Source organism: Salinicola lusitanus, assembly GCF_038648475.1.
Classification (GTDB): Bacteria; Pseudomonadota; Gammaproteobacteria; order Pseudomonadales; family Halomonadaceae; genus Salinicola; species Salinicola lusitanus.
The window spans coordinates 3848062-3861956 of the sequence record NZ_CP151919.1 but is presented as its reverse complement, the minus strand read 5'-3'; the positions used below and the strand labels follow the sequence as shown (position 1 = coordinate 3861956).

General features: G+C 61.9%; 11 protein-coding genes and 4 tRNA genes. 11 read left to right on the top strand and 4 right to left on the bottom strand.

All coding sequences use genetic code 11. The features are described from left to right. Positions 1-20 precede the first annotated feature (20 nt). Both AAGT95_RS17460 and AAGT95_RS17455 read right to left on the bottom strand, forming a co-directional pair. A complete protein-coding gene (locus AAGT95_RS17460; RefSeq protein ID WP_342594628.1) occupies positions 21-743 on the bottom strand; it encodes a UDP-2,3-diacylglucosamine diphosphatase in 723 nt (240 codons plus the stop codon). A 44-nt stretch (positions 744-787) separates the two neighbouring features. Then, positions 788-1282 (bottom strand): peptidylprolyl isomerase, encoded by a 495-nt coding sequence (locus AAGT95_RS17455; protein WP_110599333.1) that lies wholly within the window; start codon positions 1280-1282, stop codon positions 788-790. A gap of 183 nt (positions 1283-1465) precedes the next feature. Between AAGT95_RS17455 and AAGT95_RS17450 the strand changes: the two genes are divergently transcribed. Beyond that, a complete protein-coding gene (locus AAGT95_RS17450; protein WP_342594627.1) occupies positions 1466-3205 on the top strand; it encodes a glutamine--tRNA ligase/YqeY domain fusion protein in 1740 nt (579 codons plus the stop codon). 21 nt (positions 3206-3226) lie between these two features. Beyond that, positions 3227-4618 (top strand): cysteine--tRNA ligase, encoded by a 1392-nt coding sequence (gene cysS / locus AAGT95_RS17445; RefSeq protein WP_342596544.1) that lies wholly within the window; start codon positions 3227-3229, stop codon positions 4616-4618. Between the two features lie 70 nt (positions 4619-4688). Here the strand turns inward: cysS and mtnN are convergent, their stop codons facing one another. Together mtnN and folD are read right to left on the bottom strand one after the other, a co-directional pair. Beyond that, positions 4689-5393, bottom strand: a complete 705-nt coding sequence (gene mtnN, locus AAGT95_RS17440; RefSeq protein WP_110599339.1) for a 5'-methylthioadenosine/S-adenosylhomocysteine nucleosidase — start codon at positions 5391-5393, stop codon at positions 4689-4691. 37 nt (positions 5394-5430) lie between these two features. Continuing rightward, the gene (gene folD / locus AAGT95_RS17435) at positions 5431-6288 is read right to left on the bottom strand and encodes a bifunctional methylenetetrahydrofolate dehydrogenase/methenyltetrahydrofolate cyclohydrolase FolD (RefSeq protein ID WP_110599341.1); all 858 of its coding nucleotides are present in this window, start codon (positions 6286-6288) and stop codon (positions 5431-5433) included. A 245-nt stretch (positions 6289-6533) separates the two neighbouring features. Between folD and AAGT95_RS17430 the strand changes: the two genes are divergently transcribed. The 9 genes from AAGT95_RS17430 to hupB all read left to right on the top strand — a co-directional run bounded on the left by AAGT95_RS17430 (position 6534) and on the right by hupB (position 13679). After that, positions 6534-6610 (top strand) — tRNA-Pro (locus AAGT95_RS17430). Positions 6611-6657: 47 nt separating this feature from the next. Continuing rightward, positions 6658-6734, top strand: a tRNA-Arg gene (locus AAGT95_RS17425). A gap of 45 nt (positions 6735-6779) precedes the next feature. Beyond that, positions 6780-6854: transfer RNA gene (locus AAGT95_RS17420), tRNA-His, on the top strand. Between the two features lie 24 nt (positions 6855-6878). Then, a tRNA-His gene (locus AAGT95_RS17415) sits at positions 6879-6953 on the top strand. Between the two features lie 294 nt (positions 6954-7247). After that, positions 7248-8603: a trigger factor gene (gene tig / locus AAGT95_RS17410; protein ID WP_342594626.1), complete on the top strand. Its 1356-nt coding sequence runs from the start codon at positions 7248-7250 to the stop codon at positions 8601-8603. An 85-nt stretch (positions 8604-8688) separates the two neighbouring features. Beyond that, on the top strand, positions 8689-9309 hold the full coding sequence (gene clpP / locus AAGT95_RS17405) for an ATP-dependent Clp endopeptidase proteolytic subunit ClpP (protein ID WP_110599345.1): 621 nt from the start codon (positions 8689-8691) through the stop codon (positions 9307-9309). Between the two features lie 63 nt (positions 9310-9372). Continuing rightward, the gene (clpX, locus tag AAGT95_RS17400) at positions 9373-10656 is read left to right on the top strand and encodes an ATP-dependent Clp protease ATP-binding subunit ClpX (RefSeq protein ID WP_110716225.1); all 1284 of its coding nucleotides are present in this window, start codon (positions 9373-9375) and stop codon (positions 10654-10656) included. Between the two features lie 171 nt (positions 10657-10827). Continuing rightward, positions 10828-13230 carry an endopeptidase La gene (gene lon / locus AAGT95_RS17395; RefSeq protein WP_342594625.1) on the top strand — a complete coding sequence of 801 codons (2403 nt, stop codon included), beginning with the start codon at positions 10828-10830 and terminating at the stop codon, positions 13228-13230. Positions 13231-13406: 176 nt separating this feature from the next. Next, complete coding sequence (gene hupB, locus AAGT95_RS17390; protein ID WP_110599351.1) at positions 13407-13679, top strand: nucleoid-associated protein HU-beta; 273 nt, start codon at positions 13407-13409, stop codon at positions 13677-13679. Positions 13680-13895: the final 216 nt, after the last annotated feature.

Below are 13895 nucleotides of genomic sequence, written 5' to 3'. Positions count from 1 at the left end.
CGGTGACTCACCGGGCACGATCAGATCGGGAACGACGCCAGTGTCAGGCCGTCGTCGTCCACTCTCAGCTGCCAACCCTTGCCGGGGCGCCAGTCGCCGATCACGTAACGCTTCGCCGGCTCCCCACCGACGTTCAGTTCGTGCACGGCCGGTCGGTGAGTGTGACCATGGATCATGACGCTCACGTCATGGGCCTGCATCGTCTCGACGACGGCTTCGGGGGTGACATCCATGATGTCCTCGGCCTTGTTGGTGTTGGCTTCGCCGGACTGTTCCCGAAGTTTCCTGGCCAGCGCCATGCGCTCATCCACCGGCATCGCCAGGATCTGCGCCTGCCAGGCGGGGTCGCGAGCCTGGCGTCGGAAAGCCATGTAAGCCTCGTCGCGAGTACACAGGCTGTCGCCGTGCATCAGCAGGACCCGCTGTCCGCCCAGTTCCATCACCGTGGGGTCGTCGAGCAGGGCGCAGCCGCTATCGGCGGCAAACGCCTCGCCGATCAGAAAGTCCCGGTTGCCGTGCATGAAAGCCAGCCGGGTACCGGCTTCGGCGCAGGCCTTCAACTCGGCGATGATCCGCTGCTCGAACTCGCCCCGGTAGTCGTCGCCGATCCAGGCCTCGAACAGGTCGCCCAGAATGGTCAGCGACGAGGCCTGTCGGACCGGCCCGCGCAAGTAGTCGATGAAACCCTTGGCGATGTCCGGCTGCGAGGGTTGAAGATGGAGATCGGCGATCAGCAGTTGCATGCGGGGAGTGGTTCCTGTCGGTGGTCGGCCCGTGAGGGGGAAGGTCAATCCGTGACTTCGGCACGTTCGATGATGACATCCTCGACGGGGACATCGCTGTGCATGCCACGCCGTCCGGTTGCCACCTGGCGGATCTGGTCGACTACCTCCATGCCGTCGACCACGCGCCCGAATACGCAGTAGCCCCAGCCCTGCACGCTCTTGTCGCGGTGGTTGAGGAAGTCGTTGTCGGAGACGTTGACGAAGAACTGGGCGCTGGCGGAGTGGGGGTCCTGGGTGCGCGCCATGGCGACGGTGCCTTTCTGGTTGGTGAGGCCATTGTCGGCTTCGTTCTCGATCGTCGTGCGCGTCGGCTTCTGCTCGAAGTCGGTGTCGAAGCCGCCGCCCTGAACCATGAACCCATCAATCACGCGGTGAAAGAGGGTGCCGTCGTAATGGCCGTCGCGAACGTACTGCTCGAAATTGGCGGCGGTTTTCGGGGCCTTCTCGAAATCGAGTTCGAGCTTGATGGCGCCGTGATTGGTGTGCAAAACGATCATCTGAAATCCTGGCTGATTCTGGCTGTCGTGAGACGGCAGGCGGCTTGGCGCCGGCCGCGGGCGTCGCGCTATAATAGCGGCTTTGGGTCGCCGGGAGAAACCGCTGTCCGCGCGTGTTAACCTGCGGTCATCAGGGCCGCATCGTCGGCCGATCATCCGAATCATAGAGGTTGCCTGCATTCCATGAGCGTCGAAAGCAACACGAGCGCCGAAAGTCCCAACGATCGTTCCGAAGCCCAGCCCGGTGCCGAGACCCAGCAAGGGGCGCCGAATTTCCTGCGTAACCAGATTCGCGACGAGCTCGAGTCGGGGCAGGCGACGACGATCGTGACCCGCTTTCCGCCGGAGCCGAATGGGTTCCTGCATATCGGCCATGCCAAGTCGATCTGGGTCAACTTTGGCCTGGCGGAGCAGTTCGGTGGGCGCTGCCATCTTCGCTTCGACGATACCAACCCGGCCAAGGAAGAGCAGGCCTACATCGACGCGATCCAGGAAGACATCCGCTGGCTCGGCTACGAATGGAGCGGCTCGGTGCGCTTCGCGTCCGACTACTTCGACCAGCTCTATGCCTGGGCACAGCATCTGGTCCGTGAGGGCAAGGCCTACGTCGACGACCTCTCCCCGGAGGAGATTCGCGAATACCGGGGAACGCTGACCGAGCCGGGCCGACCGAGCCCCTATCGGGAGCGCGGTGTCGAGGAAAATCTGGATCTGCTGGAGCGCATGCGGCTGGGCGAGTTCGCCGAGGGCAGCAAGGTGCTGCGGGCCAGGATCGACATGGCCGCGCCGAATATCAACCTGCGCGACCCGATCCTCTACCGCATCCGTCATGCAACACACCACCAGACCGGCGATGCCTGGAAGATCTACCCTTCCTACGATTTCGCCCATGGCCAGTCCGATGCCATCGAAGGCATCACTCACTCGCTGTGCACGCTGGAGTTCGAGGATCACCGCCCGCTCTACGAGTGGTTCCTGGCGCAGTTGCCGGTCCCCTCCAGGCCGCGCCAGACCGAGTTCGCGCGGATGAACGTCAATTACACGGTCACCTCCAAGCGCAAGCTCAAGCTGCTGGTCGACCGGGACGTGGTCGATGGCTGGGACGACCCGCGCATGCCGACGATCTCCGGACTTCGCCGTCGCGGTTACACGCCGGCGTCGCTGCGCAAGTTCTGCGACATGACCGGGGTCAGCCGAGCCGCCAACGTGGTCGATATCGCGATGCTCCATTTCGCCATCCGCTCGGATCTCGAGGACAACGCGCCGCGGGCGATGTGCGTGCTCGATCCGCTCAAGGTGGTGCTGACCAACCTTCCCGCGGACCACGGCGAGGTGTTCGAGGTGCCGGGGCACCCGGCGCGGGAGGACATGGGTACCCGCCAGCTGCCGCTGACCCGCGAGATCTGGATCGATCGCGAAGACTTCATGGAGGAACCGCCGAAGAAGTTCTTCCGTCTGGCACCAGGGAAGGAGGTTCGCCTGCGCAATGGCTACGTCATTCGTTGTGACGAGGTGATCAAGAACGACGAGGGCGAGATCGTCGCGCTCCACTGCAGTGTCGACTTCGAGACCCTGGGCAAGAATCCGGAAGGGCGCAAGGTCAAGGGCGTCATCCACTGGGTCAGCGCCGAGCATGGCGTACCGGTGGAGGTCAGGCTCTACGACAACCTGTTCCTCGACGAGGCGCCGGATCGGGACAAGGATGCCGATTTCCTCGATCACCTGAACCCGGAGTCGCTGGTCACGGTGCAGGGCATCGCCGAGCCCTCGCTGGCGAATGCCGAACCGGAAGCGCGCTACCAGTTCGAGCGGGTCGGTTACTTCTGCGCCGATCGTCACGCCTGTCGCGATGGCAAGCTGGTATTCAATCGCACCGTGGGGCTCAAGGACAGCTGGGCCAAGATTCAGAAGAAGCAGGGCTGAAGGAACGAGAACATGAGCGGGCTGGAGATCTACAACACGCTGACGCGCCGCAAGGCGAAACTCGATCCCATCGAGCCCGGCAAGGTGCGGATGTACGTCTGCGGGATGACGGTCTACGACTACTGCCACCTGGGTCATGCCCGGGTCATGGTGGCGTTCGACGTGATCACGCGCTGGCTGCGCCAGACCGGCCTGGACGTGACCTACGTTCGCAACATCACCGACATCGACGACAAGATTCTCCGGCGCGCGGAGGAGAACGGCGAGTCGATTTCGGCGCTGACCGAGCGCATGATCGCGGCCATGCACGAGGACGAGGCGCGGCTGGGAGTTCTGCGGCCGGATGCGGAGCCTCGCGCCACCGGACATATCCCGGAGATCGTGGCGATGATCGAGCGCCTGATCGAAGGCGGCTATGCCTACGCGGCCGCCAACGGCGACGTCTACTACCGTGTTCGCCGCTTTGCCGACTATGGCAAGCTCAACAACCGCAATCTCGACGACATGCGCGCGGGTGCCCGGGTCGACGTCGACGAACACAAGGAGGATCCGCTCGACTTCGTGCTCTGGAAGGCGGCCAAGCCGGGCGAGGCCAGCTGGTCTTCGCCCTGGGGCGAAGGTCGGCCAGGCTGGCATATCGAGTGCTCGGCGATGTCGACCTGCTGCCTGGGCGAGACCTTCGATATCCATGGCGGCGGGCCGGATCTGACCTTCCCGCATCACGAGAACGAGATCGCCCAGAGCGAGGCGGCCACCGGCAAGCCCTACGTCAATGTGTGGATGCATGCCGGCGCGGTACGGGTCAACCAGGAGAAGATGTCCAAGTCGCTGGGCAACTTCTTCACGATCCGCGAGGTGCTGGAAGTTCACGATCCGGAAGTGGTGCGCTACCTGCTGGTGGCGAGCCACTATCGCAGTCCGATCAACTATGCGCCGGAGTCCCTGAGCGATGCCCGCAAGTCGCTCGAGCGTTTCTACCATGCCCTGGACGGCGTCGAGCCGGCTCACGGCGACGTCAAGGGCATCTATGCCGAGCGCTTCTCGGCGGCGATGAGCGACGATTTCAATACGCCTGAAGCCCTGTCGGTACTGTTCGACCTGGCGCGGGAGATCAATCGGCTAAGAGATGCCGAGCCGGCTCACGCCAGCGCGCTCGGCCAGGAGCTCAAGCGGCTGGCGAATCTGCTGGGCTTGCTCGAGCGGTCGCCCGCCGAGTTCTTCAAGGCTGGTGCTGCCGAGCTGCCGCTGAGCGAGGCCGAGATCGAGTCCCGAATCGAGGCGCGGGCGACGGCCAAGAGCCATCGGGATTTCGCCGAAGCCGATCGAATTCGCGACGAACTGGCCGCGCTGGGTATCGTGCTGAAGGACTCCCGCGAGGGAACGCGCTGGAGTTTCGAAGCGCCGCCGGCCTGAGCCGACGCTGTCCTGAAACGACGAACCCCGCCAATTGGCGGGGTTCGTCGTCATGGCGATCGGCTCGGTCTCAGACGCCGGCCAGGCGGGCGATGATCGCCTCGACCATTTCGGCGGAGTGAGTCGCGGCTTGTTCCAGGAAGGCGTCGAACGAGAGGCTGGACTCCTTGCCGGCGATATCCGATAGCGCCCTGATGACCACGAACGGACAGCCGAACAGGTGGCACGTCTGGGCAATGGCGGCGGCTTCCATCTCCACGGCCAGCATCTGGGGGAAGTGCTCGCGCACGGCATCGACGCGCGCCGGGTCGGCCATGAAGCTGTCGCCGGTGCAGATCAACCCCTCGTGGACGCGCAGGGCCCCGAGTGTCTCGATGCAGGCACGGGCAGTGTCGATCAATCCCGGGTCGGCGCTGAAGCCGGCGGGCATCCCGGGGACCTGGCCCATCTCGTAGCCGAATGCCGTGACGTCGACGTCATGGTGGCGCACCTCGCTGGAGATGACCACGTCGCCGACTTCCATCGCCGCACCGAAGCCGCCCGCGGAGCCGGTATTGATGATGGCGTCCGGGCGGTAGTGGGTCATCAGTTGGGTTGCGCCTACCGTGGCGTTGACCTTGCCGATCCCGGACTGGAGCAGCACGATCCGAAGGCCGTGACGCTCGCCGCAATGGAAGATGCCGCCAGGGTGATGTTCGGTGCGGGGGTTGTCCAGGCGGGAGGCGAGCAGGGCGACTTCCTGCTCCATGGCGCCGATGATACCGAGAGTCTGCATGGGATGATCCATTGTCCTGATGGGAGCGGTCGATGATTCACTGTGCATCATGGAGTTCGGCGGCCTGCAGGGTGTTCTGCAGCAGCGTGGCGACGGTCATTGGGCCGACGCCGCCGGGTACCGGCGTGATCCAGCTGGCGCGTTCGGCGGCGGTATCGAAATCGACGTCGCCGATCAGCGTGCCATCCTGCTGGCGGTTGATGCCCACGTCGATGACGATCGCCCCCGGTTTGATCCAGTTGCCATCGATCAGGCCGGGCTTGCCGGTGGCGACCACCAGCAGGTCGGCTTGTCTGACCTTCTCCTCGAGTCCTTGGGTGAAGCGATGGCAGATCGTGGTGGTGCAGCCGGCGAGCAGTAGTTCGAGCGCCATGGGCCGACCGACGATGTTGGAGGCGCCGACGATGGTGGCGTCCAGTCCTCGCAGCGGGATCCGGTTATGCTCCAGCAGGGTGATGATGCCCTTGGGGGTGCAGGGGCGCAGCAACGGAAGTCGCTGTGCCAGGCGCCCGAGGTTGTAAGGGTGGAACCCGTCGACATCCTTGTCCGGACGAATGCGCTCGAGCAGGGGGTTGGCGTCGAGATGGGCTGGCAGTGGCAGTTGCAGCAGAATGCCATCGACGGTCGGGTCGGCGTTCAGCCGGTCGATCAGCGCTTCCAGCTCCTTTTGGGTCGTGGTGGTCTCGAGCCGATGGCTGAAGGAGAGGATGCCGGCGTTTTCGCAGGCCCGGTGCTTGTGGCTGACGTAGACCTCCGATGCCGGGTCGTGACCGATCAGAATGACGGCCAGCCCCGGGCGGCGCAGCCCTTGTTGGGTACGATGTTCCACGTCGGCTTTTACCTGACTGCGAATTGCGCCGGCAATGGCTTTGCCATCGATCAACTGAGCGGTCATCGACTTTCCTTTCTGAGTCCTGAAGGCCGGCGGGTCGCCGGAGGAGGTGGGCAATTTTCGCACGCCCAGCGATGCAGTCAACGCACGGTGACGGGGAAGTGGGATTCGGGTCCGACGGTGACTTCCTCGCTGCCTGACGAATCGAGCCTGAGTGCACGTAAAGGCTTGACCCCGCTGAAAGGATCCGTAGAATACGCAGCGCATCGAAGGGCTCGTAGAGTCATCGGCCACGAAAAACGCGGCATCGGGGTATAGCGCAGTCTGGTAGCGCGCCTGCTTTGGGAGCAGGATGTCGGGGGTTCAAATCCCTCTACCCCGACCAAAGCTGTCGTCTTCGCGTGTCGATGGAAATGCAGCCGGTATTGGAATGCGCCTATAGCTCAACCGGATAGAGCAACGGCCTTCTAAGCCGTAGGTTGCAGGTTCGAGTCCTGCTGGGCGCGCCACTCAACACGGCGTGACGCGTTCCCGGTCGATGCAGAGTCGGTATGGTGGGTGTAGCTCAGTGGTAGAGCCCCGGATTGTGGCTCCGGTGGTCGTGGGTTCGATCCCCATCATCCACCCCATTACCGACCAAGCTTCTAGAAATGGTGGGTGTAGCTCAGTGGTAGAGCCCCGGATTGTGGCTCCGGTGGTCGTGGGTTCGATCCCCATCATCCACCCCATTTCTTCCCTTCGTTAGTCTATTTCCTCTCATGGCTTTTCTCTCCGGCTGTCGGCTTCACTATGCGGCCAGGCGTCGTCGATCGATGGCTCGAGTGCATCGAGAATCCTCCTAAAGTCGATTTTTGCCGCATCAGGCTTGTATTTTGCCCCGATCGGTACCATTTACCGCGCTAGTCAGCTTGCCAGTAGGCATGGGGGTTCTTAAAATCGCCCCCTTGCTTTGAAATGACAGTTTTGAAGTCACAGTCTTTGAGTTGCATTCACAGAACGCCCCCGTCGGTAGAGGATCATCTATGCAAGTTTCCGTTGAGACGACATCCCAGATCGAACGTCGCATCACTGTTCAGGTTCCCGCAGCCGAGGTCGATGAAGCGGTTGCGACTCGCCTGCAAGACACCGCCAAGCGCGTTCGTCTGAATGGCTTTCGTCAAGGGAAGATCCCGATGGCGGTCGTGCGCCAGCGTTACGGCAAGGATGTCCGCAATGAAGTCGTCAGTGAGCTGATGCGTCAGCACTACGTGCGGGCAATCACCGAGCAGAGCCTGAACCCGGCCGGCTACCCCTCGATCGAGCCGAAGGTCGATCAGACGGGCAAGGATCTGGAGTTCGTCGCCACGCTCGAAGTCTATCCGGAAATCGAGCTCAGCGGCATCGATGGCACCCCCATCGAGCGCCCGCAGGCGGAGATCGCCGATGCCGATATCGACACGATGATCGAGACCCTGCGCGGACAGCGGGCCGAGTTCCAGCCGGTCGAACGCGCAGCGGAAGAGGGTGACAAGGTCAAGATCGACTTCCAGGGCTTCCTCGGCGATGAGCCGTTCGAGGGCGGTTCCGCCGAAGGGCACGAGCTCGAGCTGGGGTCCAATCGCTTCATTCCGGGCTTCGAAGAGCAGTTGGTCGGCGCCAAGGCCGGTGACGAGAAGAGCATCAACGTGACCTTCCCCGAGGACTACCAGGCCGAGCACCTGGCGGGTCAGGAGGCGACCTTCAAGGTCAAGGTTCATGAAGTCTCTGCCAAGGCGCTGCCGGAAGTCGATGCCGACTTCATCAAGGAGTTCGGCGTGGAAGACGGCGATGCCGACAAGTTCCGGGCCGAGGTCAAGGGCAACATGGAGCGCGAAGTCCGCCAGGCGGCCCGTAACCGGGTCAAGCAGCAGGCTCTCGATGCGCTGCAGAAAGCCAACGACGTCACGGTCCCGCAGTCGCTGATCCAGCAGGAGACCGACGGGCTCAAGCGTCAAGCCGCCCAGCAGTTCGGCCTCGGTGAAGACTTCGACGTCAGCCAGTTGCCGAACGAGCTGTTCGCCGAGCAGGCTCGCACCCGCGTCAAGATCGGCCTGCTGCTGGCGGAAGTCATCAAGCAGCACGAGCTCGATGCCAGCGATGACGAAATCCGCGCCCGTGCCGAGGAGCTGGCAACCCAGTACCAGCAGCCGGAGCAGGTCGTCGACCAGTACATGCAGAACGATGAGCTCAAGGGCCAGGTCAAATCGGCCGTGCTGGAAGACAAGGCCGTTGACAAGCTTCTCGAGCAGGCTCAGGTTAACGACGTCAGCATGAGCTACGAGCAAGTGCTGCAGGCCGCCCAGCAGTCCGAGGAAGCGGCCGAAGAGGACGAAGCCGAGGAAAGCGATTCCAAAGCATGACGGGTGCTTGGTAAGCGAGACGACCCGGTTCCGGCCGGGTCGCTAGTCGATGGGCCTGACAATCACCAGATGTAAGGAAATCGCGATGCGTAACGAGTTCGACATCAGTAATGCCGGTGGCCTGGTCCCGATGGTGGTGGAGCAGAGTGCGCGCGGCGAGCGGTCATACGATATCTATTCTCGTCTGCTCAAAGAGCGTGTCATCTTCCTGGTTGGCCAGGTCGAGGACTACATGGCCAACCTGGTCGTGGCGCAACTGCTGTTCCTGGAGTCCGAGAATCCGGACAAGGACATCCACCTCTATATCAACTCGCCGGGCGGCTCGGTGACCGCAGGCATGTCCATCTACGACACCATGCAGTTCATCAAGCCCGACGTCTCCACGGTCTGTATCGGCCAGGCGGCGAGCATGGGTGCGCTGCTGCTTGCCGGCGGTGCGAAATCCAAGCGCTTCTGTCTGCCGCATTCGCGGATGATGATTCACCAGCCGCTTGGGGGATATCAGGGCCAGGCTGCGGATATCGAGATCCACACCCGGGAAATCCTGACCATTCGCCAGAAGCTGAACCGCATTCTGGCCGAGCACACCGGGCAGGATATCGACAAGATTGCTCAGGACACCGATCGGGACAACTTCATGGATGGCGAACAGGCCGTTGAATATGGCCTGATCGACGCCATGCTGGATAAGCGTCCGGTATCCTGATAGCGTTTGAGTCAAGGTTTCACACGGCGGCGCGCTGCGTCGCCGTCCTGACGAGGTACACGAATGGCCGACGGTAAAGGCAAAGACGACAACGGCAAGCTGCTCTACTGCTCGTTCTGCGGCAAGAACCAGAACGAGGTTCGCAAGCTAATCGCCGGGCCGTCCGTCTATATCTGTGACGAGTGTGTCGATCTCTGCAACGACATCATTCGCGAAGAGGTTCTGGAAGCCGACGCCGAGAGCGATGAAGACCGTCTTCCCGTACCTCGAGAGATCCGCAACACGCTCGACGACTATGTGATTGGCCAGGATCGCGCCAAGATGGTGCTGTCGGTGGCTGTCTACAACCATTACAAGCGCCTGCGCAGTAGTGGTGGCAAGAGCGACAGCATCGAGCTGGGCAAGTCCAATATCCTGCTGATCGGCCCGACCGGTAGCGGCAAGACGCTGCTGGCGGAGACGCTGGCGCGCCTGCTCAACGTGCCGTTCACGATTGCGGACGCCACCACGCTGACGGAAGCCGGCTATGTCGGTGAGGATGTCGAGAACATCATCCAGAAGCTGTTGCAGAAGTGCGACTACGACGTCGAGAAGGCTCAGCGCGGTATCGTCTACATCGACGAGATCGACAAGATCTCCCGCAAGTCGGATAACCCGTCGATCACTCGCGACGTCTCCGGCGAAGGCGTCCAGCAGGCCTTGCTCAAGCTGATCGAGGGCACGACGGCCTCCGTGCCGCCGCAAGGGGGGCGTAAGCATCCCCAGCAGGAGTTTCTGCAGGTCGACACTGGCAATATCCTGTTCATCGTCGGCGGTGCCTTCGCCGGCCTGGACAAGGTGATCCGCGACCGCGCCGAGAAGGGCGGGATCGGCTTCAACGCCTCCGTCAAGAGCAAGGAAAGCAACAAGGGGGTTGGCGATATTCTCGCCGACGTCGAACCGGAAGATCTCGTCAAGTTCGGCTTGATCCCCGAGTTCGTCGGGCGCCTGCCGGTCATCGCGACGTTGACGGAGCTGACCGAGGACGCGCTGGTCCAGATCCTGATCGAGCCCAAGAACTCGTTGGTCAAGCAGTACGCCCACCTGTTCGAAATGGAAGGTGTCGAGCTGGACTTTCGAGAGGATGCGTTGCGAGCGGTGGCCCATAAGGCCATGGAGCGCAAGACGGGCGCGCGCGGTCTGCGCTCGATCCTCGAGTCGGTGCTGCTGGAGACCATGTACGACGTGCCGTCACTCGATGGCGTGACCAAGGTCGTGATCGACGGTTCCGTCATTTCCGGCGACAGCGAGCCGTTGCTGATCTACTCGAAGCAGGAAGAGAGCCGCGTCGCCAACAAGGACGGGTGATCGAACCCGCGCTGTTACCTGCCTAGACGAGGGGGCCTGACAGGCCCCCTCGCTTTTATGGCTATCGCCGCGTCGATCACTCTTGCATCCGAGCGGTGGTGCCCCCACGTATCTTCCCTATTGCCGCTCTGGTGGCTCACCCATCCGAAAGTTTGTCGAGGAAATGCTGTAATGGCGCAGAGCTCTGACCAGACACTCAAGCTTCCGCTCTTGCCGCTGCGTGACGTGGTGGTCTATCCGCAGATGGTCATCCCATTGTTCGTGGGGCGTGAAAAGTCCATCCGCGCGCTGGAGACGGCGATGGAGCACGACAAGCGCGTTTTGCTCGTCGCGCAGCGCGAGGCCGCCCACGACGATCCCGGCGTCGAGGATCTGTTCGGGATCGGCACGGTCGCCGACATCATGCAGTTGCTGAAGCTGCCCGATGGTACCGTCAAGGTTCTCATCGAAGGCAGTTTTCGAGCCGATATCCAGGAGATCCTGGAGGATGAGGATGGCTTCATCAGCGCACAGGCGGTTGCGCGGGACAGTGAACCGCTGAGCGAACGCGAGCAGGAGTCGCTGGTTCGCGTACTGCTCAATCAGTTCGAGCAGTACGTCAAGCTGTCCAAGAAAGTGCCGAGCGAAGTCCTGTCCTCGCTGCAGGAGATCGAGGATCCCAGCCGGCTGGTCGACACCATCTGCGCGCATCTGTCGTTGAAGATCGACGACAAGCAGGAACTGCTCGAAATGGATCGCGTGCGTGATCGGGTCGAACACCTGATGGCGCTGATCGAGTCGGAGATCGATCTGCTCCAGGTCGAGAAGCGCATCCGCTCGCGGGTCAAGGACCAGATGGAGAAATCCCAGCGCGAGTACTATCTCAACGAGCAGATGAAGGCCATCCAGAAAGAGATGGGCGAGCTCGAGAACGTTCCCAACGAAGCGGAGAAGTACGAGCAGCGCATCCAGGAAGCCGGCATGCCGCAGGAGGCCGTCGACAAGGCCACGCAGGAACTCGGCAAGCTCAAGATGATGTCGCCGACGTCGGCGGAGGCGACCGTCGTGCGCTCCTATCTGGACTGGGTGCTGTCCGTGCCCTGGAAGAAACGCACACGCGTCAAGCACGACCTGGCTCACGCGGTCAAAGTCTTGGACGAAGATCACCATGGACTGGAAGAGGTCAAAGAGCGAATTCTGGAATATCTCGCCGTGCAGAAGCGGGTCAAGAAGCTCAAGGGGCCGGTGCTCTGTCTGGTCGGGCCGCCTGGCGTAGGCAAGACCTCGCTGGGACAGTCCATCGCGCGCGCCACCAACCGGCGTTACGTCCGACTGGCCCTTGGCGGCGTGCGTGACGAATCCGAGATTCGCGGCCACCGCCGGACCTACATCGGCTCGCTACCGGGCAAGCTGATACAGCGGATGAGCAAGGCAGGGGTGCGAAACCCGCTGTTTCTGCTCGACGAGGTCGACAAGATCGGCATGGATCACCGAGGAGATCCCTCCTCGGCACTGCTCGAAGTCCTCGATCCCGAGCAGAACGACAAGTTCAGCGATCACTATCTCGAACTCGACTACGACCTGTCGGACGTAATGTTCATCTGTACCGCCAATTCGATGAACATCCCCGGGCCGTTGCTCGACCGCATGGAAGTGATTCGGCTGCCGGGCTATACCGAGGACGAGAAGCTGGCCATCGCCAAGCGTTACCTGGTTCCGAAGCAGCTCAAGGCCAACGGCCTCAAGGAGGAAGAGCTGACGTTCAGTGATGAGTCTATCCTCGAGCTGGTGCGCTATTACTCCCGCGAGGCCGGGGTGCGCGAACTCGAGCGTCAGATAGCCAAGGTCAGCCGCAAGGTTCTGCGTGAGCGCCTCGAGGCCGGCAAGGGGCAGGGGGCTCAGGCGGGGCTGGTGCTGTCGGCGGACGATATCGAGCGTTACGCTGGCGTGCGTCGATACAGCTATGGTCTGGCCGATCAGGAGCATCAGATCGGGCGGGTCACCGGCCTGGCGTGGACTTCGGTCGGTGGCGAGCTGCTGTACATCGAGTCCGTGGTCACGCCGGGCAAGGGTCGCGTCAACAAGACCGGTTCGCTGGGCGACGTCATGAAGGAGTCGGTCAGCGCGGCGCACACCGTGGTCCGAGCCAGGGCCAGCCAGTTCGGTATCGATCCGGAGCGTTTCGAGAAAGAGGACCTGCACATCCACGTCCCCGAGGGAGCGACGCCCAAGGATGGCCCCAGTGCCGGTATCGGCATGGTGACCGCCATGGTCTCCGCCTACACCGGGCGCCCGGTACGATGTGACGTTGCCATGACAGGCGAGGTCAACCTGCGTGGCGAGGTCATGCCGATCGGCGGATTAAAGGAGAAATTGCTGGCTGCCCGGCGCGGTGGTATAAAGATCGTACTCATACCGGAGGATAATCGTCGGGACCTGAAAGAGGTGCCCGAGAATATCAAGAATGCATTGGACATTCGCTCGGTGAAGTGGATTGATGACGTGTTGTCAACGGCATTGACGAACCATGTCGACGATGATGAAAAACTTGTCGAAGATGTAACTTCTTCGCAAACCAATGTCAGCACACATTGATCTTGTCGATAAGCAAATTTCGTGCGCCAAGCCCGATATGACGCGGTTTTCTAAGGATCTCGATTGACAGGGTAATCTTGGCATTGCTATAAAATGCCCACTTGTTGTGATCGTGACCGCGTCTCTGATTGCGCATCGATGTCCTGTTAATTTCGTATACAGTCAAGGGGTGAAGTGTGAATAAATCCGAGCTGATTGAAGCCATTGCTGCGTCTGCCGATATTCCCAAGGCCGCTGCTACTCGTGCACTCGACGCGATGATCGAGTCCGTATCAGACAGCCTGAAGAAAGGCGACTCCGTAGCACTGGTTGGGTTCGGGACTTTTGCGGTCAAGGAACGTGCTGCGCGTACTGGCCGTAACCCGCAGACTGGCAAGCCGATCAACATCAGCGCTGCCAAGGTGCCGAGCTTCAAGGCTGGCAAGGCACTGAAAGACGCGGTGAACTGAGTTTCGCTCTGTCGCGGGCTGGCGTCTCGCTAAACGCCAGAAGGCCAAGGCGGTTCGGCCGATGAAAGCCCGTCGCACATAAGCGCATCGCCTCAGCGGTGCGCTTTTTTATTGCCTGTTGCAATGAATAGGCTGCCGCAGGCGCCGTCGCCAATGATCCGTTCCCGGGTGCGCCTCGGTGGCATGGCGGTGTACGATACGGGCGCAACTTTGGGT